The 21,659-nt window shown below is 37.9% G+C and carries 20 protein-coding genes and 1 pseudogene; 18 read left to right on the plus strand and 3 right to left on the minus strand.

The features are described 5' to 3' along the window. The first annotated feature begins 333 nt into the window (after window positions 1-333). The 5 genes from pepV to E2K98_RS11025 all read left to right on the plus strand — a co-directional run bounded on the left by pepV (window position 334) and on the right by E2K98_RS11025 (window position 6,870). Window positions 334-1,755, plus strand: coding sequence for a dipeptidase PepV (gene pepV / locus E2K98_RS11005; RefSeq protein WP_133334293.1), 1,422 nt, complete (start codon window positions 334-336; stop codon window positions 1,753-1,755). Between the two features lie 406 nt (window positions 1,756-2,161). Beyond that, entirely contained in the window at window positions 2,162-2,731 is a 570-nt protein-coding gene (thpR, locus tag E2K98_RS11010; RefSeq protein WP_133334294.1) for an RNA 2',3'-cyclic phosphodiesterase, read from the plus strand. 15 nt (window positions 2,732-2,746) lie between these two features. Then, complete coding sequence (locus tag E2K98_RS11015) at window positions 2,747-3,697, plus strand: diacylglycerol/lipid kinase family protein (protein ID WP_133334295.1); 951 nt, start codon at window positions 2,747-2,749, stop codon at window positions 3,695-3,697. A gap of 15 nt (window positions 3,698-3,712) precedes the next feature. Then, window positions 3,713-5,857: a type I pullulanase gene (gene pulA / locus E2K98_RS11020; RefSeq protein ID WP_133334296.1), complete on the plus strand. Its 2,145-nt coding sequence runs from the start codon at window positions 3,713-3,715 to the stop codon at window positions 5,855-5,857. Between the two features lie 239 nt (window positions 5,858-6,096). Continuing rightward, complete coding sequence (locus tag E2K98_RS11025; protein ID WP_133334297.1) at window positions 6,097-6,870, plus strand: phosphotransferase family protein; 774 nt, start codon at window positions 6,097-6,099, stop codon at window positions 6,868-6,870. Here E2K98_RS11025 and E2K98_RS11030 read toward each other — a convergent pair whose 3' ends face one another. Beyond that, window positions 6,871-7,149 (minus strand): YtzH-like family protein, encoded by a 279-nt coding sequence (locus E2K98_RS11030; RefSeq protein ID WP_026572154.1) that lies wholly within the window; start codon window positions 7,147-7,149, stop codon window positions 6,871-6,873. A gap of 168 nt (window positions 7,150-7,317) precedes the next feature. Between E2K98_RS11030 and trmB the strand changes: the two genes are divergently transcribed. Both trmB and E2K98_RS11040 read left to right on the plus strand, forming a co-directional pair. Continuing rightward, window positions 7,318-7,980: a tRNA (guanosine(46)-N7)-methyltransferase TrmB gene (trmB, locus tag E2K98_RS11035; RefSeq protein ID WP_133334298.1), complete on the plus strand. Its 663-nt coding sequence runs from the start codon at window positions 7,318-7,320 to the stop codon at window positions 7,978-7,980. A gap of 66 nt (window positions 7,981-8,046) precedes the next feature. Then, window positions 8,047-8,883: a YtnP family quorum-quenching lactonase gene (locus E2K98_RS11040; RefSeq protein WP_133334299.1), complete on the plus strand. Its 837-nt coding sequence runs from the start codon at window positions 8,047-8,049 to the stop codon at window positions 8,881-8,883. 44 nt (window positions 8,884-8,927) lie between these two features. Here the strand turns inward: E2K98_RS11040 and E2K98_RS11045 are convergent, their stop codons facing one another. Next, window positions 8,928-9,242: a PepSY domain-containing protein gene (locus E2K98_RS11045; protein ID WP_133334300.1), complete on the minus strand. Its 315-nt coding sequence runs from the start codon at window positions 9,240-9,242 to the stop codon at window positions 8,928-8,930. Window positions 9,243-9,425: 183 nt separating this feature from the next. Here E2K98_RS11045 and E2K98_RS11050 point away from each other — a divergent pair, with 183 nt between their 5' ends. From E2K98_RS11050 to murC, 7 genes and pseudogenes are all read left to right on the plus strand, one after another. Continuing rightward, window positions 9,426-10,499 carry a M42 family metallopeptidase gene (locus tag E2K98_RS11050; RefSeq protein WP_133334301.1) on the plus strand — a complete coding sequence of 358 codons (1,074 nt, stop codon included), beginning with the start codon at window positions 9,426-9,428 and terminating at the stop codon, window positions 10,497-10,499. 56 nt (window positions 10,500-10,555) lie between these two features. Next, window positions 10,556-11,071 carry a DUF84 family protein gene (locus E2K98_RS11055; RefSeq protein WP_133334302.1) on the plus strand — a complete coding sequence of 172 codons (516 nt, stop codon included), beginning with the start codon at window positions 10,556-10,558 and terminating at the stop codon, window positions 11,069-11,071. Between the two features lie 179 nt (window positions 11,072-11,250). Continuing rightward, the gene (locus E2K98_RS11060) at window positions 11,251-11,685 is read left to right on the plus strand and encodes a hypothetical protein (RefSeq protein ID WP_133334303.1); all 435 of its coding nucleotides are present in this window, start codon (window positions 11,251-11,253) and stop codon (window positions 11,683-11,685) included. Between the two features lie 16 nt (window positions 11,686-11,701). Next, window positions 11,702-12,016 (plus strand): thioredoxin family protein, encoded by a 315-nt coding sequence (locus E2K98_RS11065; protein ID WP_133334304.1) that lies wholly within the window; start codon window positions 11,702-11,704, stop codon window positions 12,014-12,016. Between the two features lie 267 nt (window positions 12,017-12,283). Further along, on the plus strand, window positions 12,284-13,078 hold the full coding sequence (locus tag E2K98_RS11070) for a DUF1444 domain-containing protein (protein ID WP_235824786.1): 795 nt from the start codon (window positions 12,284-12,286) through the stop codon (window positions 13,076-13,078). Window positions 13,079-14,490: 1,412 nt separating this feature from the next. After that, window positions 14,491-15,915: pseudogene (locus E2K98_RS32310) on the plus strand (DNA translocase FtsK); the annotation flags it as partial. A gap of 187 nt (window positions 15,916-16,102) precedes the next feature. Continuing rightward, complete coding sequence (murC, locus tag E2K98_RS11080) at window positions 16,103-17,401, plus strand: UDP-N-acetylmuramate--L-alanine ligase (protein ID WP_133334306.1); 1,299 nt, start codon at window positions 16,103-16,105, stop codon at window positions 17,399-17,401. Between the two features lie 36 nt (window positions 17,402-17,437). On the opposite strand, the gene E2K98_RS11085 is transcribed toward murC, so the two are convergent. Beyond that, window positions 17,438-18,553, minus strand: a complete 1,116-nt coding sequence (locus E2K98_RS11085) for an aminopeptidase (RefSeq protein WP_133334307.1) — start codon at window positions 18,551-18,553, stop codon at window positions 17,438-17,440. A gap of 203 nt (window positions 18,554-18,756) precedes the next feature. On the opposite strand from E2K98_RS11085, the gene E2K98_RS11090 reads away from it, so the two are divergent. The 4 genes from E2K98_RS11090 (at window position 18,757) to E2K98_RS11105 (ending at window position 21,613) form a co-directional block, all read left to right on the plus strand. Continuing rightward, window positions 18,757-19,218 carry a DUF948 domain-containing protein gene (locus E2K98_RS11090; RefSeq protein WP_133334308.1) on the plus strand — a complete coding sequence of 154 codons (462 nt, stop codon included), beginning with the start codon at window positions 18,757-18,759 and terminating at the stop codon, window positions 19,216-19,218. Window positions 19,219-19,247: 29 nt separating this feature from the next. Next, entirely contained in the window at window positions 19,248-19,736 is a 489-nt protein-coding gene (locus tag E2K98_RS11095; RefSeq protein ID WP_133334309.1) for a YtxH domain-containing protein, read from the plus strand. Window positions 19,737-19,900: 164 nt separating this feature from the next. Further along, window positions 19,901-20,233 (plus strand): bacillithiol system redox-active protein YtxJ, encoded by a 333-nt coding sequence (gene ytxJ, locus E2K98_RS11100; protein WP_133334310.1) that lies wholly within the window; start codon window positions 19,901-19,903, stop codon window positions 20,231-20,233. 303 nt (window positions 20,234-20,536) lie between these two features. Continuing rightward, entirely contained in the window at window positions 20,537-21,613 is a 1,077-nt protein-coding gene (locus tag E2K98_RS11105) for a bifunctional 3-deoxy-7-phosphoheptulonate synthase/chorismate mutase (RefSeq protein ID WP_133334311.1), read from the plus strand. The last annotated feature ends 46 nt before the right edge of the window (window positions 21,614-21,659 follow it).

Raw genomic sequence — 21,659 nt, forward strand, 5'->3', positions numbered from 1 at the left:
CAGACATCTCCTTTGCATGGACGTTTAAGTGGACACTTAGATGTCATACATCTAACCTTATTGTACCCACAATTTCTGAAAATTTCCACCATTATACATCATTTTACAAATAATCTTTTTTTATTTATAGATAGTGGTTACTCCCCCTCCTTTAAATTCTCTTAGTATAGAATATGGGGAATCAAGCTAGAAATATGATAAATTAATTGAATTTTTTGTAAATTTATCATAACAAAAACTATCCGGATTTCGCTTTTGTTATGAAAATTGGTAAGATATTTGCAATAATAATATTGTCTTTACGTATCATATTTGCTTTAGGAGGCATTTGAATTGACAAAGATTGATTGGATCATTGAGGTGGAAAAAAGAAAAGAGGCACTGCTCAAAGATGCACAGGGACTATTACATATTAAAAGCCTATTAGATGAAGAAAATGCTACGCAGGATGCCCCACTTGGTAAAGGGGTGAAAGAAGCATTAGATTACATGCTGACTCTAGGGGAGAAGGATGGGTTTATCCCTAAAAATGTTGGGAATCTAGCTGGTCACCTGGAGTTTGGAGAGGGGAGGGATTTGCTAGGAATTCTCTGCCATGTCGATGTTGTTCCAGAGGGGGACGGCTGGACAAGTAATCCTTATGCAGCTGAAGTGCGAGATGGAAGAATCTATGCAAGGGGAGCGATTGATGATAAAGGGCCGACAATAGCAGCTTATTATGCCATGAAAATTGTGAAGGAACTTGGTCTGCCGTTGAAGAAACGGGTACGAATGATTATTGGAACGGATGAAGAAAGCAATTGGCGCTGTGTGGAACATTATTTTCAGCATGAAGAAATGCCTTCTCTTGGGTTCGCTCCGGATGCTGACTTTCCGATTATTAACGCAGAAAAGGGAATTTCCGACTTTGATATGGTTCAAATAGGAACGGATCAGGTTAATACAGATGCAAATGTTGAAGTTCAAACCTTTCTTTCAGGGAAAAGATATAATATGGTTCCTGATTACGCAAAGGCAGTAATTCAGATTAAGGAGAATCAGGCAGAGATCACTGAAATGTTTACAAATTTTATGAACCAATATAAACTCGATCATCAATATTCAGAAGAAAATCAAGAGCTCACTTTAGAAGTAAAGGGAATTTCTGCTCACGGAATGGAGCCAAGAAACGGTAAAAATGCAGGCCTATTCTTATCAGAGTTTCTTTCAAAGCTCAATTTAGATCGAAAAGCAGCCCGATATTTTCAATTTGTTTCCCGTTATTTTTTTGATGATTCAAGGGGAGTTCATTTGGGAGTTGCTTTTTCGGATGATATTTCAGGGGAATTAACCATCAATCCTGGTAAGTTCTCTTATACAAAAGAGTCCGGTGGGACAATCGGAATGACATGCAGATACCCTGTCACTAACAAGATGGAAGCAACAAAAGAAAAATTAGACGCGCTGTTGAAAAACGAAGGTTTTACGATTGAAAACTTTTCAGATTCTAAACCGCATTATGTTGATGAAAAGGATTTCTTGATTCAGACGTTAAAGAAGGTTTACGAAGAGCAAACGGGTGAGCAAGCGGATCTGCTGGCAATTGGCGGTGGAACCTATGCACGTTCTCTTAAGGCAGGTGTAGCCTTTGGGCCATTATTCCCGGGAAGACCGGATGTAGCCCACCAAAAGGACGAATATATTGATCTTGAGGATTTATTCAAAGCCACAGCCATCTACGCACAAGCAATCTATGAACTGGCAAAAGAAGAATAAGCAAAAAAGTAAAGACGTGTCAGCAACCCACTGCTGCACGTCTTTTTTTAAGGATATTTGTGAAGTTTGCAAAATCCAATTATTTAAAGATTACCTATGTTAATGGGCCTGTTGATTTCCGCTCCAGGTGCTTCGCTTTCCGCGGGCGTGCCGGGGAGCCTCCTCGGCGCTTTGGCGCCTGCGGGGTCTCCCCTGCCCCGTACTCCCGCAGGAGTCTTCGCACCTTCCGCTCCAATCAACAGGGAGCGATTCAATATAAAACTTGCCACACACCTTTTCCAATCAGTTTGTTGCAATTTTTTATAAAACTCTTAAACAATGTAAAAAATATCGGAAACCTCTGGATTTTGTTTTAGATACAAATGGAGGCAAATCGACTAAAATTAAGTAAAGGAAGGAATTAGAAATGAATCATCAAACTCATTTTTTTTACGCTGTACCAATTCCAAAAGAAATAAAATTAATTATGAAAGACCATTGTGAAAAATTAAAACAGTCCCTTCCTTTTAACCGCTGGGTACATCATGAAGATTTACATATTACTTTAGCCTTTTTAGGATTTGCACCTTCAGATCAACTTGAAAAATCAATAGAAAACGTCAGTAAAGAACTATGGGGAACATCTTCTTTTTCACTGCAAATCAACCAACTTGGAACTTTTGGACGTAAAGAATCCCCCCGTATCTTTTGGGCGGATACGATAAAAAGTGATGAACTTCAATTGGTAAGAAGAAAAGTATTTACAGCATGTGAAAATTCAGGTTTTCAGCTTGAAACAAGACCGTTTCGTCCTCACATCACCCTTGCAAGGAAATGGACAGGGGATCAAGCCTTTCATCATGATAAACTTGATGTTTGGCAGGAACTACAGCCGGAACCCCTTGCTTTTATAGCTAGTGAAGTGGTTTTATTTCAAACCCATTTAGAGAAAACACCAAAATATGAAGTAAAGGAAATTTTCCCTCTAATAAAATAAAAAGGTTGATTCGGTATGAAGACCATCTACTTTATTATTAATCCCAAGGCAGGAAACGGGACCTGTAAAAAAATCTGGAGGAAGATTGAGAGCCAATTAAAGGTCGAGCAAATACCATATATAGCGTTTTTTACGAATTCCCCGGGACATGCAAAAACACTTGCATCGCAAATTGCGGAGAGTGTTGAGGAGCACACCATCATCGTTGCACTTGGCGGTGATGGAACCATGCATGAAGTGATGAATGGAGTTGTAAACTATAATAATATCACTCTTGGATTTATTCCGGGAGGATCAGGAAATGATTTTTCGAGAGGATTTGAAATTCCTTCTAATCCGAAGCTGGCCCTTAATGCACTACTCCATTTAATGCAAATTGAAGCCAGCGTTGATATTGGGAAAATCGATAGGGGGAATCAAGCAGTTTGCTATTTTATAAACAATATGGGTGTTGGGTTTGATGCGCTGATTTCATATGATGTGAATCGTTCAAAGATTAAATCCGTCTTAAATAGCCTATCCTTGGGAAGGTTAGTATATGTTTATTTTTTATTGATTAAACTTTTTAAGTATAAACGTTCAACAATTCGTTTATCAATTGATGGTAAAACGCATATATTTGAACATACATGGTTTGTCACAGTTTCGAATCAACCCTTTTATGGCGGTGGTATGAAGATTGCTCCAGATGCCAAGCCAAATGATGGCGTTTTTGATATTACAGTTGTCCATCAATTATCAAGGCTGAAACTGTTATTAGTATTTATTAGTGTTTTTTGGGGAAAACATGTTCTTTTTAAGGAAGTAAAAATGCTTAAAGGCAAGAATATTTCTATTCAATCATCAGCCCCCCTTTTTGCCCATGCTGACGGGGAGTTTATTGGTTATACTCCGATAAAGATACAGCTCAAATCAAAGGCATTAAAAATTCTGACAGTAAACAAAATTTACAAGAATTTGGTTTGAAAGAGAGGGATTCGAATGATTTCCAGTGAACGAAATTTTCTTGCCTACTTGGATGAGATGAAGATCATTGCGATTCTTCTTCCTCTTTCATATTACCAAGGTATGTCCGCAACATTTTCGATAAGTGATGGAATTAAGACACAGCCTCTAAAGATACTCGAGAAGAGACGAATTGAAAATAATAATAAATATGTTTGTCAGCTTGCAGATGAAATTAGTTTTGGAAAAGTATACTGGATAATGGATGAGCATGGTGGTAAAACAGACCTACAAATAGGTGCAGTGATTCGTACAGAATTATTCGATAAAAAATATTATTACGATGGAGATGACCTTGGGGCAAAATGTACGGAAACTTATACCCAATTTAAACTATGGGCACCGACTGCTACCCAAGTGAAAGTCAAACTACGGCAGCCTCAGGGTCCATATGCTGAAATTGTAAAAATGAAGCGACATGATAGAGGGGTTTGGTCTGCAATAGTCCATCGTGATTTAGACTATCATCACTATACTTTTCTAGTCCTTGTGAATCAAGTATGGCAGGAAGCTGTTGACCCATATGCTACAGCTGTTTCGGTCAATGGGGAGCGAGGAGTAATCGTTAAGTTGGAAAAAACGGCGAGACCGAAAATCCCCTTGCCTGAATTGGAAAATCCAGTCGATGCGATTATTTATGAAACACATATCAGGGATTTTACCATCCATCCCAATAGTGGAGTAAGGCACAAAGGGCTTTATCTTGGTGCAGGGGAAATTGATACAAAAAGAAAAGAAGGAGACGTGACAGGTCTATCTTATTTAAAAGATTTAGGAATAACTCATATTGAATTTTTACCCTTTCATGATTTTGCCGGGGTAAATGAATTAGAAGCAAAAAAGGAATATAACTGGGGCTATAACCCTGTACATTTTAATGCCCCTGATGGAAGCTATGCTACCGACCCAACTGATCCCTATTCCAGAATTAAGGAACTAAAGCAGTTAATTGATCAAGTTCATTATAAAGGTTTAAAGGTAATAATGGATGTCGTATATAATCATGTGTACAGTCGTGAAAACTCCCCATTTGAAAAAATAGTACCGGGCTATTATTTCCGTCATAATGAATTTGGGATGCCCTCAAACGGTACAGGAGTTGGAAATGATATTGCATCAGAAAGAAAAATGGTAAGAAAGTTTATTCTTGATTCCATTCGTTTCTGGCTGGAAAAATACCATATTGATGGTTTCCGTTTTGACTTAATGGGAATTCTTGATGTGGAAACCATGTCCGAAGTCAGAAAGATGTGTGATCGATTGGCTAAGGGGATTTTGTTAATTGGTGAGGGTTGGAATTTAAATACGCCCCTTCCGCTTGATAAAAAGGCAATCATTCAAAACCAGTCCAAACTTCCCACTATTGCTCAATTTAATGATAAATTCCGGGATACGATTAAAGGGAGCACCTTTAATTTATTTGATAAAGGATATGCCTTTGGAAATGAACATCACTATGAGGCAGCAGCCGATTTAATTGCCGGCAGTGTTGGGGTTTTGAAAAAGGAAAATAAGTTATTTAATGAGCCCTCTCAAACAGTCAATTATGTGGAATGTCACGATAATCATACAATGTGGGATAAACTATTGGCATGCTATCGAACGGAAGATGAATCCATTCGAATAAAATATCATTTGCTTGCAACAGCCCTGGTGATTTTGTCACAGGGAGTTCCTTTTCTTCATAGCGGGCAAGAATTCTTTCGCACGAAGCAAGGTGAAGGGAATAGCTATCGATCACCTGATTTTATAAACCAAATGGATTGGAATCGAAAAAGCCGTTATATAAATAGTGTTCAATATATAAAAGGTTTAATAGAAATTCGAAAAAAATTATCCTGTTTTAGATTACGCACCGCTGAGGAAATCCGCTCATCCATGAAACAAAGTCCCCTTCACGCTCCGCTCATCACCTTTGTCTATCAAAATAAAAATGGAGAATATCGTGAAGTCATTCTTGCCATAAATCCAAGAAAAAATGAAGAAATAATCAGCCTTCCAGAAGGAGAATGGTACGTGTTAGCTGACCATTATGAGGCTGGGATTTCTATGAGCAAAAGGATTTCTGGGGGAGAAATAAAAATTCAACCTATCAGTATAAATATTTTTGCGAAAAAATAGATTCTTTAGATTTACTTGACGAAAAAAGCTCTTTGGGGATAAAATTTATTAAGATGGCTATTGTGTGAAATGATATCAATAGCTTTTTTTATTTTAATTATTTAGTATAAATTCTCCTTAAATTTTTAAGCTGTGAAGTATTACAGGGAAAGAAAGAACCTTCCAGCAGCAAGGATTTTACTTCGGAATAAAATGGGCTAGTACCCCATTAGAACGGTCATAATTGAAGGTGAACAATTTTGGAACATTTACTTGGACAAGAATGGGAAATTGTCCCGGCTGGTGGAGCGACTGGAGAAGCTTTTTTTGCCCGGTATCAGGATCAAAAGCTTTTTCTGAAACGTAATTCTTCTCCATTTCTTGCAGTCTTATCTGCTGAAGGCATTGTCCCGAAGCTTGTTTGGACAAAACGATTGGAAAATGGTGATGTGATAACAGCACAGCAATGGCTTTCCGGAAGAGAACTTAAGCCGGCTGAAATGGATCAAGAAGTCGTCGCAAAACTTTTGAAGAAAATTCATCGCTCGGAGCCAATGCTAGGCATGTTAAGCCGCCTGGAAAAAACGGCAATGTCTCCTGAAACGATTTTTCAATCCGTGCAATCACAATTAGATTCAGAGGTCCTGGGATTACCGGAAGTGCAAAAAACGATGGACTTTTTAAAAGAAGAAGTATCAAATATTTATAGCGAGGAAAAGGTTGTTTGCCATGGTGATGTTAATCATAACAACTGGCTGCTCGATGAAAACAACCAGTTGTATTTGATTGATTGGGACGGTGCCATGATTGCTGACCCTGCTATTGATTTAGGATTACTGCTTTATTGGTATATTTCAGAAGAAAGCTGGGACAAATGGTTAGCGATGTATGGAAAAATGTTAACAGACGATTTAAGACTGAGAATGAAATGGTATGTGGCCATTCAAACTATATCTTCCATACAATGGCATAAAAATAAAAGTAGATTTCAGGAAATGGATAAGTGGGTTAAGTTTTTAAATGTCATTCTTTAATTATGAGAATTGATCAATATTACTAACCCACCCGGATAGGTTTTCTTGGTTTGAAAGGATATGCTGGTCTAAATCAGCAGTCTGAGCTCCATTTTGGCTGTACTGATAAACTTCCTGCAAAATGCTTTTTACATTTTGATCGACTTGTGTATTAACCATAAGGGATTTTACTAAACGTTCCAATTGTTCACATTCAGCAACAGATCCACAGCAATCTGTTTGATGATTGCTTAATATATCTTTTAGTAACGTAACTTGGTCTTGGTGACTTAATGGCATAGCGTAACACCCTTTCAAGTGATAATAAGTAGAATTCACAGTTAGGTTGTGAATTCTTTTTTTGTTTATACATTGCATCTAAGTTACTTGATTTCCAAAAGATTCGCCTTGCACTTATGGATCATAGCATGTTAAAGTTTGAACGAAAATATTTTTAGGAGTGTAAAAATGAGACTTCGAAATAAGCCTTGGGCAAAGGAGAAAATAGAGCAGCACCCACAATATATAGTTCCCAATCCTGAAGATTTTAAAGGAAGATGGAAGGAAGCATTTGTGAAAGATCAGCCGCTTCACATCGAAATTGGAACAGGCAAAGGCCGTTTTATTACAGAAATGGCGAAGGCTCACCCGGACATTAATTATATGGGGATTGAGGTATACGACAGCGTGATTGTTGCGGCTTTAGATCGCTTAATTGAAGCGGATTTACCGAACCTTAAGCTATTAAATGTTAATGCAGAGGATTTAGAAAAATACTTTGCAAAAAACGATGTGGCTCGCGTGTATTTGAATTTTTCCGATCCATGGCCAAAAGTACGTCATGAAAAAAGAAGATTAATGTATAAAGACTTTTTGAAAAAGTATGAGGACATATTAATCGATGGTGGGGAAATTCATTTTAAAACGGATAATCAAGGTTTATTTGAATATTCGTTAAGGAGCTTTTCGGAATATGGTTTATTATTGAAATTTGTCAGTCTCGACCTTCATAACAGTGATTATGAAGGGAATATCATGACAGAATATGAACAAAAATTCTCTGAAAAAGGCAACCGCATATACCGTTCAGAAGTAAAATATCAAAATGAAGGAAAGGACAGTTCTTTATAGGGCTGTCTTTTTTGTTTTCCTGAATTATCAGACAATGGTAAAATAAAGGAAGAGGAGGAGAGGTCCGTGGAAAAATTACAAATTGGAAGGGTAACGCTTACATGGCTTACCGGAGGAGTTACAAACTTGGATGGCGGTGCGATGTTTGGTGTTGTTCCAAAAATATTGTGGGATAGAAAATATCGGGCTAACGAAAAAAACCAAATTGAATGTCCGACAGATCCGATATTAATTCAAATGGATGGGATGAAAATATTAGTTGAGTCCGGAATCGGAAAAGGAAAATTAACAGAAAAACAATTGCGGAATTTTGGGGTAACAAAAGAATCGGAATTGGATTCATCTCTTGAAAAAGTAGGACTAAAACCGGAAGAAATTGATTACGTTCTTATGACTCATTTGCATTTTGATCATGCAGGCGGTCTTACGAAACTTGTTGATGGGGAATATGTTTCAGCTTTTCCAAATGCGAAAATTATTACGTCAAAAATTGAATGGGATGAAATGCGTACCCCTAATATCCGCTCCAAAAATACATATTGGAAGGAAAATTGGCAGGCAATTGAAAAACAGGTCATACCCTTTGATGAAAAGTGGAACTTAGGTTCCCTCACCTTGATTCATACCGGTGGACATAGTAATGGACATTCGATTTTACTCATTGAAGATGGCGATGAGGTTGCCATTCATATGGCGGATTTACTGGCAACTCACGCCCATCAAAATGTGCTCTGGGTAATGGCCTATGATGATTACCCAATGGATTCGATTGCCGCAAAAGAAAAATGGCTGCCATATGCCCTTGAGAAAAATGCCTGGCTTACCTTTTATCATGATGCTTTTTATCGTGCAGTTAAATGGGATCTAGACGGACAACTAACGGATGCCATTAAAAGAAACTAAAAAAAATGGGGCGTACCTATCAGTACGGCCCGTTTTTATTCTATTTACTTGGTAACATGAACGTCTATGACCGTTCCCGTTTTAGCATCAGCGACAAATTCATATTGCTCGGCTGTACCCTCGTTATTTTTGGATATGCCGCCTTTATATACTTGATAATGGATATGTTGCTTTTGGTAGGGCACAGCTTCCATATGTATCCATGACCCGTTGATGTCTCCGTTTTGTTTAAACTGTTTTTTTACATTTGCTAATACCCGCTCAGGTGAAACTGTTGAATTTTTTGAAATGATTTCTCTTACTGCTAAACTGCTTATTGCTCCTGCTGCCGCACCAATGATAAATGATTTCCAGTTCATACCTTCTGTACCTCCGAAATATGATTTAGAAAAGAAAACGTTTCGGTTAAGAATTCTCCTTTTAGTATATCGTATTTAATGGTCTGAACATAATATAACCATTGGCGATTTGAAATGTTGGTCATCTAGGAAATGATTCTGTAAAATAAATGTATACATAAATAAATTTTAAGGAGTTTGAAAATGAACGAACAAACATTAAAGCTTTTTCAAACCTTGACAGAGCTTCCCGGCGCTCCTGGAAATGAACATCTTGTGAGAAAATTTATGCGGGAACATTTAACACCTTATGCGGATGAAATTATTCAAGATAACCTTGGAAGTATTTTCGGTGTGAAAAGGAGTAATGAGAGTGGTCCCACCGTAATGGTAGCAGGACATATGGATGAAGTGGGCTTTATGGTTACTTCCATTACCGATAACGGAATGATTCGTTTCCAAACACTTGGCGGCTGGTGGAGCCAGGTTCTTTTAGCACAGCGGGTTCAAATCATGACGAAAAATGGCCCAGTTATTGGCGTCGTGGGCTCAATTCCTCCTCATTTACTCGATGATTCAAAGAAAAATAAACCGATGGAAATCAAGAATATGCTGATTGACATTGGTGCGGATGACCGTGAGGATGCGAAGAGGATTGGCATTAAGCCAGGTCAGGCAATTTTACCGATTTGTCCATTTACTCCAATGGCCAATGAGAAGAAAATTTTAGCGAAGGCTTGGGATAATCGTTATGGCTGCGGATTAGCGATTGAACTACTTCAGGCAGTAAAGGATGAAATTTTGCCAAATACTCTATATTCCGGAGCTACGGTCCAAGAAGAAGTAGGATTAAGAGGTGCACAGACTGCTGCCAATATGATTAATCCTGATATCTTTTTTGCACTAGATGCAAGCCCTGCTAATGATATGTCAGGGAAGAAGTCAGAATTTGGCCAGTTAGGAAAAGGGACATTGCTGCGAATCCTTGATCGCTCAATGGTTACCCATCGTGGAATGAGAGAATTCGTCCTCGATATGGCTGAAACCCATAGTATTCCATATCAATATTTCGTGTCGCAAGGCGGTACAGATGCAGGAAGGGTTCACTTGTCCAATGAAGGTGTTCCAAGCGCCGTAATCGGAATATGCTCTCGCTACATCCATACCCATGCTTCGATTATTCATGTAGATGATTATGCCGCAGCTAAAGAATTATTAGTCAAACTTGTAAAAGCATGTGACAAATCAACGGTAGATTCTATAAAAGCAAATAGTTAAATATTAAGAGGGGGCATTTGGATATGCCTCTTTTTAGCGAAAAAAGGAGCGGCACCATGAAAATCATTATCGGAACTAAGAACCCTGCTAAAATTTCCGCAGTTAAAAATGCATTTGTTGAAACAGAAGCGGAGTTTCTCTCCTTAGATATCCCGTCAGAAGTAAGTGACCAGCCGTTTTCGGATGATGAAACAATTCAAGGAGCAATCAATCGGGCACAGGGGGCTCTAGGACAAGGAAATGGTGATCTAGGTATTGGACTTGAAGGCGGTGTCCAAGAATCCAAACATGGGCTATTAATTGTAAATTGGGGGGCACTTGTTGCAAAAGGCAGAGAACCGATTATTGCTGGAGGAGCAAGAATTCTGCTCCCTGAAGAAGTTGCGGCACGTTTGAGGGCAGGAGAAGAATTAGGGCCAGTAATGGAGGATTTCTCCAACAAGGAAAATGTCCGTAAAAAAGAAGGTGCAATCGGAATTTTTACCAATGGATTCATTAAACGGGATGAAATGTTTACCCATATCGTGAAGCTGCTAGTTGGACAATACACCTATCAAATAAATAGGGAATAAAGAAATTTCTCCTTGTTTCGACAACAAATATCGACAAATACCTTGTCATGTAAAGAATGTGAAAGGTATGATGTATATAGGAATGGTCGAAAAAGGAGGGAAATCATCTGAAATTCTTTAAGACAATTTTTATTTGTATCCTAGCTATTCTCATATTAAGTTCCTGTGGGAAGCCATCATTGAAAGAGGCAAGTAAGACCGCTGTTGAAACTGTCAAAACTACTTTTAATGAAGACACGAAGAAGCCTAACAAAAAAAGCGGAGAATTCCAATTTTACCTGCCATTTGGCTATGAGATTAATGATAAATCGCCTAATAATATAGTTTTAAAAAATGGTTCAAGAACTTTTATCCTATTTAATAATCCGCAAGAAGATTTGGCAAGTGAAGTAGTTTACAAAGCAACAGTGGCACAATATAAGCATCTTTATACAAATGAAAAATTTAAGAAAAATAATGAACTTGGATTTATCTTGGTAAAACATTTGAAGGATGATTTGAATGAAGTTACGGTAGGAATTGGTGGAACCAAGATGACCACTCAAACTAAAACAAGCAGTTTAGCAGATGACGCTAAAACGATGATGCAGATTGTTCATTCAATAAAAAAATAAGCAGGAGGTAATGAAATTGAAAAATTTAGAGTCTATGGAGCAATTTGAACAACTTCGGGATAAGGGAAAAACGATTTTTATGTTTTCAGCAAACTGGTGCGGGGATTGCCGTTTTATTGAACCGTTCCTGCCTGAAATCGAAGAAAATTTTAAAGAATATACTTTTGTTCATGTTGACCGCGATCAGTTTATAGATCTTTGCCAGCAGCTTGATGTATTTGGAATTCCGAGCTTTATTGGCTTTGAAAATGGAAAAGAACTTGGTCGCTTTGTTAGTAAGGATCGAAAAACCCAAGAGGAAATCGAAAACTTCATCAAGGGCCTAAAATAATTACGTTTCTCTCTCCATCTCCTTTTGAGATGGAGTTTTTTTAAAAGAAAATTTAACATTCGACTTTGAGAATTGTCCAGCTCCAGCGCCCAGCGACTAGTGTACTTCACTCGCCTCCCTACGATAAGTCAACATCGAATCGCTAACGCTCTTCGTGTTTCCTTTATCTCAATCGACTCGCTCCAGTCCTGTCGTGTGCTAAACGGGCGCTTCCGCTTTTCTTATGTTACAATAAGTGCGCATCTCCTTTGATATGGAGGGATAAGGATGAAAATGGATAGTAAGAAAATGCGAAAAGAATTAGAACAGCGATTGGCGGCTCCTGGTCGGAACTTTACGTATAACCGTGATAAAGATCAGCTCCGAATCGAAAATTCTGCGGCTGGAAAAGGAATTACGGTTTCTTTATCTGGAATAATTGCTAATTGGCATACCAATAAAGAAAAAGCGATTGATGAAGTGGTTTATTATGTTGAAGAAGGCCTAAAGGCGATGGAAGATAAAATCCAGTTAACAAACCACGAGAAACATATTTTCCCTGTTATTCGTTCTACATCATTTCCGGCTGAAGCAGAAGAGGGTGTTCCTTTTTTAGTCGATGAGCATACAGCGGAGACGAAAATCTATTATGCGATTGATATGGGAAAAACGTATCGTTTAATTGATTCACGTGTGCTGGAAAATGAGGGTTGGGAAGCAAATCGGATAAGAGAAATTGCGTTATTTAATGCCAGATCCCTTCCAACCCCATTAAAGGAAGATCATGTTGCTGGAAATGTCTTTTATTTCCTTAACACAAATGATGGGTATGATGCCAGCCGGATTTTAAATAAAGGCTTTTTAAATGAGATGCAAAAGAAAGTTTCAGGAACAATGGTATTAGCTGTACCGCATCAGGATGTGCTGGTCATTGCGGATATTCGAAATGACAGAGGCTATGATGTTCTAGCACAATTAGCGATGAGCTTCTTTGCTAATGGCCATGTGCCCATCACGGCATTGTCATTTTTGTACGAGGATGGGGAACTAGAACCAATCTTTATTTTAGGAAAAAATAAGTGACAAAAATGAGGAAGGATCACAACAAAAAGTGGTCTTTTTTCATTTGTATTTTAAGAATTCCAACCTATTCCACTATATTTCGACTGATTTTTAGATTTCTTGTCGAAATATTATCAAATACTGCTAAAATAGAATAATAGATGAAAGTAGAAAGAGTGATAGTTTTGAGCTGGATCCAAAACTTTTTTCAAAGGTTTAAAAATGATGAGGAAGATGAAAATGATTACGAATATGAACTGAACCATTCTAGAATACATAATGAAATGAGAGACTTTCCCTCTAAAAAAAATAATGAAGGCGGCAGGGATATAGATGCCCGTATTTCCTACCAATATCCAAAAGGGAAAATTCGTTTACCTATTATCCCGGATGAAAAGTCAATCGAAAATAAGGGTGCAGCTTCAAAGAAGCGAACAGAAAGACAGCAAAAAAGTAAAGAGACAGAGCATTTTGAGGTTGTGCAAGAGAAAAAGGCAGCTCCTAAAATACAAAAGGAGCAGGAGCCAAAAAAAAGCAGACCTTTTCATGCAACCGAAATTCCATCTCCAGTTTTTGGATTTAAAAGACCTGTGAAAAGCAGCAATTCAATCATTGTTGAGCACGAGCTGACTCATTTTATAAAAGAGGATACAGAATCAACCCAAAACAGTCAAAAAATGATGGAAGAGATTCAAGTTCCACCACAGGAACAAAATGAAAATCCTGTTATCCTGGTAACAGAACCCGGTCCGTTAGTTGAGGAGATTGAAAAAGAGGAAGATTCAAGGTTGGAGCCATCCTTAAATATTTCATATTCAATACCGGATCGTGAGCAAGAGATTCCTTCAGTTCAAGCGGTTGAACCTGAAAACTTACCACCACAAATAAGTGTAGAAACCGTTCAGGTGCATACGGAGAACCCAAGACCAAAACAGTCCCATTTACCATTCAATGTCATGATGTTAAAGCAGGATAAGGAGAAATGGGAAGAAAGAAAAATACAAAGAAAAATGGGCATGGATTCCCGAATACCGCCTGAAATAAACAAGCCGATAGAAACGGTTAAGAAAGTAAAAGTGGTTCATGAGGAATTGAAGGAAGTGCCAATTTTTCAAATAGAGAAGGCTGCACCGAAAAAAGAGGCATTCATTAATGATGAAATCAAGGTCCATTTTGAAGAGGCAACCACTCATGATGAACCTGATGCTCATAAAGAAGAGGCAACCACTTATGATGAACCCGATGCCCATAAAGAAGAGGCAACCACTTATGATGAACCCGATGCCCATAAAGAAGAGGCAACCACTTATGATGAACCTGATGCCCATAAAGAAGAGGCAACCACTTATGATGAACCTGATGCCCATAAAGAAGAGGCAGCCACTTATGATAAAACTGTGGCCCATGAAGAAGTGGCTATTTCGGCAGCGGATACCTATCAATTTCCTGAATTTTCTTTGTTGAGTCCACCAGTTGTAGTTGAAAAAGATACAGAGTGGATTCAAAACCAGGAAAATTTATTAAACCAAACCTTACAAAATTTTAACGTTGGAGCAAAGGTGGTTAATGTAACACAGGGTCCAGCCGTTACACGCTTTGAGGTTCAGCCTGAGCCGGGTGTCAAGGTAAATAAAATTACAAACCTTAGTGATGATATTAAATTAAGTCTTGCAGCTAGAGATATCCGGATTGAGGCTCCTATCCCAGGAAAGCATACGATTGGTATTGAAGTTCCTAATCAAAAGTCACGGCCGGTCTTTATAAATGAAATTATCCAAAGTAATGTTTTTAAGGAATCCACCTCGCCCTTAACGGCTGTATTAGGGCTCGATATTTCAGGAAAACCAATTGTAACTGATTTGAAAAAAATGCCGCACGGCTTAATTGCCGGAGCTACGGGGTCGGGAAAAAGTGTTTGTATTAACACAATCCTTGTTAGTTTATTATTTAAAGCTAGTCCTGAAGATTTAAAGTTATTGCTGATTGATCCCAAAATGGTTGAATTAGCTCCTTATAATCGAATCCCACATTTGGTCAGCCCGGTTATAACGGATGTAAAAGCTGCAACAGCTGCCTTAAAATGGGCTGTTGAGGAAATGGAAAGACGCTACGAGCTTTTTGCCCATACAGGTGTCCGAGATATCAACCGCTTTAACGAACTAGCAATGGAACATAAGAGATATTCCGACAAGCTGCCGTTCATTGTCATTATTATTGATGAGTTAGCTGATTTAATGATGATGTCACCGGCAGATGTTGAGGAAGCCATTTGCCGAATTGCCCAAAAGGCTAGAGCGTGTGGGATCCATTTAATCGTGGCTACCCAAAGACCTTCTGTAGACGTTATTACAGGGCTAATCAAAGCAAACATTCCAACACGAATTGCTTTTTCCGTTTCATCACAAATTGATTCGCGAACAATCATTGACATAAGCGGGGCGGAAAAATTGCTTGGACGGGGGGACATGCTCTTTTTAGAAAATGGTTCATCGAAGCCTGTCCGTTTGCAAGGTACATTTGTTTCTGATGAAGAAATTGACCTTGTTGTTGCACATGTAAGGGAGCAGCAGGAACCGGATTATTTATTTGAACAGGAAGAACTTTTAAAGAAGGCGCAAGTGACAGAGGAGGAGGATGAACTTTTTTATGAAGCCTGCGAGTTTATCATTGACCATGGCACGGCCTCAACCTCTAGTTTGCAACGCCGTTTTAAAATCGGGTACAACCGTGCAGCAAGATTAATGGATATGCTTGAAGCAAATGGGTTTATTTCCAGTGCAAATGGAAGTAAACCGCGTGAGGTTTTAATTACGGCATCGGATTTAGAAGCCTTTTATGAGGCGAATTCAAATGGATAACCCAATACTCTTTGAATTAAAAAATGAAATATTTGAAATAAAAGTAAATAGTTCTTAAATAGTTTTTAAGAACGAAGAGTGTTATAATATATAAATGTGATTACAATGAGAATATAGTTAAAATTAGCAAATAAAGTAAGATGTCATATACTGTTTTACAGATAGACGTTTGTTGGAGGTTCTTTAGATGACTATTTACCATTTTGTAGGTATTAAGGGGTCTGGAATGAGTGCGTTGGCACAGGTTCTGCACGATATGAATTTTGAAGTGCAAGGCTCCGATGTCGAAAAGCGCTTTTTCACTCAGGTAGCCCTTGAGCAATCAGGAATAAAGATCCTTCCCTTTCAAAAAGAAAATATTAAACCGGGAATGACCATTATTGCAGGAAATGCTTTTCCTGATACCCACGAAGAAATTCAAGAGGCGATGAAGCTGGGGCTTCCGATTGTCCGTTACCATCGCTTCTTGGGAGATTTTATGCAAAACTTTACAAGTATTGCGATTACAGGTGCCCATGGAAAGACGTCCACTACTGGGTTGCTTGCTCATGTTATGGAAGGAGCCAAACCTACATCGTTTTTAATTGGCGATGGTACAGGGAAAGGGCAGGAAGGCGCTGAATATTTTGTATTCGAAGCATGCGAATACAGAAGGCACTTTTTATCGTACTTCCCTGATTATGCAATCATGACCAATATAGACTTTGACCATCCTGATTATTTTGCCAATATTGATGATGTTTTCTCTGCCTTCCAAGAGATGGCCATACAGGTAAAAAAGGGAATTTTTGCATACGGTGATGATGAGCAGCTTCAAAAAATCCAAGCAAAGGTTCCGGTATTATTTTATGGTTTTGATGAAGAGAATGACTATCAAGCCAAAAATCTTGTGAAAACAACAGATGGAACTAGCTTCGATGTGTTTATCCGGAATACTTTTTATGATTCCTTTACAATTCCAACCTTCGGTGATCATAGTGTCTTAAATTCTCTTGCTGTCATTGCCCTTTGCCACTACGAAGAAATTGATGTGGCTATTGTCAAGGAGCAATTAAGCACGTTCCAGGGAGTAAAAAGAAGATTCTCGGAAAAAAGAATTGGTTCACAAATTTTAATTGATGATTATGCACACCATCCTACTGAAATTAAAGCAACAATTGAAGCGGCTAAACAAAAATATCCTGATCGTCAGTTGATTACCGTTTTCCAGCCGCATACCTTTACAAGGACGCAGGCGTTTCTTGAAGATTTTGCTGAAAGCTTACGCAAGGCGGATAAGGCCTATTTATGCGAAATTTTTGGTTCTGCACGTGAAAACCATGGAAAGCTTACAATCAAGGATCTTCAGGACAAAATAGAGGGAGCGGAGATTCTTTCAGAAGAGAATACATCTGTCCTTAAAAATTTTGATAATGGTGTGATTATTTTTATGGGTGCAGGAGATATTCAAAAATTTCAAGAGTCCTATGAAAAGCAATTATCTTAAAAAAGGATGCCAGGCAATACCTGGCATCCTTTACCTTTATACTAAATGATCTGGGTTTAATTTTTCTAATTCGGGGATCACGAATAGACCGTCCTTGCGAATTAAGACATCATCAAAATAAATTTCGCCTCCGCCATATTCAGGACGTTGAATATTGACCATATCCCAGTGAATATTTGAATGGTTCCCGTTAAAGGCATCATCATAGCATTGACCAGGTGTAAAATGGAAGCTTCCTGCAATTTTTTCATCAAATAAAATATCCTGCATTGGATTTAAAATGAATGGATTTACGCCAATGGCAAATTCCCCGATATAGCGTGCTCCCTCATCCGTATCAAAAACTTTATTGATTCGTTCTGAATCATTTGCTTCTGCTTCAACAATTTTTCCATCCTTGAAGGTTAATTTAACATTTTCAAACGTAAATCCCTGATAGGGGGATGGGGTATTATAAGAAATCATGCCGTTTACAGAGTCACGAACAGGAGCTGTATATACTTCTCCATCCGGAATGTTTAATCTTCCTGCACATTTAATGGCTGGGATATCTTTTATGGAGAAGCTAAGATCTGTTCCCGGTCCGGTTAAACGAACTTTGTTAGTACGGTTCATAAGTTCAACAAGGCTGTCCATTGCCTCATCCATCTTTCCATAATCCAAGTTACAGACATTGAAGTAAAAATCTTCAAATCCTTCAGTGCTCATTTTAGCTAATTGAGCCATAGAGGATGTTGGGTAACGAAGCACAACCCATTTTGTTTTTGGCACCCGAATGTCACGGTGGACTTTCTTGCCAATTGTATTCCCGTGAATCTTCATTTTTTCATCTGGTACGTCTGCATGCTCATTTATGTTATTGCCGGAACGCAGTCCTATGTATGCATCCATTTGACTCATTACATTGGCCTCAAATTCAGCCATCATATTATATTGTTCTTCCTTTGCACCGAGTAATAAAGAGCGGTCCACTTGATGATCTTTTAAAAGAACAAATGGGTAGCCTCCAGCTTCATAAGCTTCTTTTACTAAAGCGGTTACAAGTTCACGCTGCAATCCGAAATTCTCAATTAGTACCTTTTCACCTTTTTGAAGCTGGACAGAATAGTTAATTAAATTTTTTGCGAGTTTCTCAATCCGTGTATCCTTCATTTCATACGCCTCCGAAAGAAAATTTCTTATACTGCTTCTCTATTTTACCCGAATATGGATGAATGTTGAAAAATAACGATATTTTATAAATGTGTTGGCAGGAAAACAAGACAAAAAGATTGAAGTAGTATAAAATGTTGATGAGGTTTATGCCCAACATCGTTGGGTAATACATATAGGTAGAATCAAGCGGAGGTGCCACAATGATTATTATTTTATACTTAAGTGTTGCATTGATTGCAATTGCCTTTCTAGTACTTGTGATTTATGTTTCCAAAATGCTTACGTCTCTAAGGGAGACATTGAAAAGCGTTTCAAAAACTCTTGAAGGGCTCGAAACACAGCTTGAAGGAGTCACAACAGAAACAACCGTACTTTTACAAAAAACGAATGCTCTTGCAGATGATTTAAAATATAAGTCAGAAAGCTTAAATAGTGTTGTGGATGCTGTAAAAGATGTTGGTACAACAGTGAGTAAGTTTAATGGAACTTTACAGGACATTACCCAATCCTTTGACAAGCAAGTTGAAGAAAGTAAAGAAAAAGTTTCTCAAGTTATTCAATGGAGTAATGTGATTCTTGAACTTAGGGATAAATGGAAGGCAAAAAGGCAAGAAAAAAATATGATTACCCCAAGTGAAACCGGCAGAGTTAGGTCAAGATAATATAGGTTAACTCAAGGAGGGCGTTTTTTATGTCTAATAAAGATAACGAAACACGAGAAACGAACCAAAAAAGAAACGAAGATTCCGGTAATAGTTTTTTACTTGGCGCCTTAGTAGGCGGGATGGTTGGTGCGGCTGCCGCACTGTTTTTTGCACCAAAAGCAGGGAAGGATTTGCGAAACAAACTAAGTAACCAAACGGGTTTTCTAATGGAAAAAACCGCAGATTTGCGGGGAAATATGATGAACAAAAGCAGCCAGCTTGCTTCCAAGACAACATCGATCACACAGGGCATCGTTCAACAATCAAGTGATCTTTTAAGCAAAACAAAAATCAAACCGAAGGCAAGGGAAGAAAAAGAGGACAAGTCAGATGTCATTTATATTCCCATTCAAACCCACCAACAAAAAAATGTAAGCATAAAGACAGAGGCACCACTAAACAACGAGGATATTAAGAGAAAACTAGACGAAGCAAAAAAAGCCCTCGATGAAGAAGAGTTAAAGGTAAAACAGTAAGAATTTTTAAAATTTAAAAGACAGTGTTTTCTTTTGAACAACGTTGATTGGAGCAAAAATCAACAACTAGGTTTAAGACAGCCAAAATCTAAACTGATTATTTGTGATAGAAACGGTGAAGTGATAAAATGACTTCACCGTTTATTTTTTAGGAGGGAATAAGAATGGTTGACAAAATAGAAACACAAGAACAGTTTGAAACATTACTGGAAAAAGAAGAGAAATTTCTTCTTTTAAAACATAGCTTAACATGCCCGGTTAGTCAGGCAGCTTATCAGGAATATCAAAAATTTGCCGATAATGAAAATAGCATTCCTGCTTACTTTTTAGCTGTACAGGATTCACGCCCATTATCAAATGATATTGCAGAGAAGTTTAATATTAAGCATGAATCACCACAGGCTATTCTTTTTACAAATGGGGAGCCACGCTGGAATGCCTCGCATTGGAAAATTACCAAGCGTTCATTGACAGATGCAGTGGGTGAAAATCAGTAGTATTTAAAGGCATCCATAATATGGGTGCTTTCGTTTTGAAAAATGTACAATTTTTTCTATAAGCATCACATAATTCAAATATCAACATATTTTAATTTAATATCCCTTATAAATACTTTAGTGCTTAAAAGCGTTTAATCAATAAAGAAAAAAGTGGTGACAAAAATAATTTTTTCCGCTATAATAAAGCCTAATTATTGAAAAAATAGAAAATTTATTTCAATACAATCTTAAAAAAGTAGGACACCGTTCAGTATTTATGAATATAAATATCTGATGGGTTATGAAAGGACGGGGAAAATATTGAGCACAAATGAATTGGATCACTTACGATCACGTGTGGATGAATTAAACTTGGAATTGTTGAGGTTAATTAATGAAAGAGCTCGACTCGTCCAAGAGATTGGGCAAGTAAAGGGGAACCAGGGAGTTTACCGTTACGATCCAGTCCGTGAAAGAAAAATGTTGGAGGTTATTAAGGAGCATAATGATGGTCCTTTTGAAAATTCAACAATTGATCATATTTTTAAAGAAATTTTTAAAGCTGGGTTAGACCTGCAAAAAGATGATCATAGTAAAGCATTATTAGTTTCGAGAAAGAAAAAGCCTGAAGATACAATTGTTACGTTAAAGGGTGAAAATATTGGAGACGGTAAACCGCACTTCGTTTTTGGTCCTTGTGCAGTTGAATCTTATGAGCAAGTTGCAACGGTAGCTAAAGCAATGAAGGAAAAAGGACTAAAACTTCTACGTGGCGGTGCATATAAGCCAAGAACCTCTCCATATGATTTCCAAGGTTTAGGCGTCGAAGGCTTAAAAATTTTAAAACGTGTTGCAACTGAATTCGATATGGCTGTAATCAGTGAAATTGTAAACCCTGCGGATATTGAAATGGCAGCTGAGTACCTTGATGTGATTCAAATTGGTGCCCGTAATATGCAAAACTTTGAATTATTAAAAGCAGCCGGAGCTGTAAAGAAACCTGTTTTATTAAAAAGAGGCCTTGCAGCAACCATTGAAGAATTTATCAATGCAGCAGAATACATTATGGCACAAGGAAACGGACAAATTATTCTTTGTGAACGCGGTATTCGCACATATGAGCGTGCAACAAGAAATACATTAGATATTTCTGCAGTACCAATTTTGAAACAAGAGACACATTTACCAGTTATGGTGGACGTAACACACTCCACTGGAAGAAGAGATTTATTGCTTCCTGCTGCTAAGGCGGCGATTGCAATTGGAGCTGATGGAGTTATGGCTGAAGTTCATCCAGATCCAGCCGTAGCATTATCCGACGCCCAACAGCAAATGAATCTTGAACAATTTGATAATTTTTACAATGAGTTACTAGCATCACACTTTGTTCGGATCTAAAATTAATAGTAATTATTTCTAAAAAACCTTCTGCAAACTTGTGCAG

This window comes from Bacillus salipaludis, from assembly GCF_004358205.1.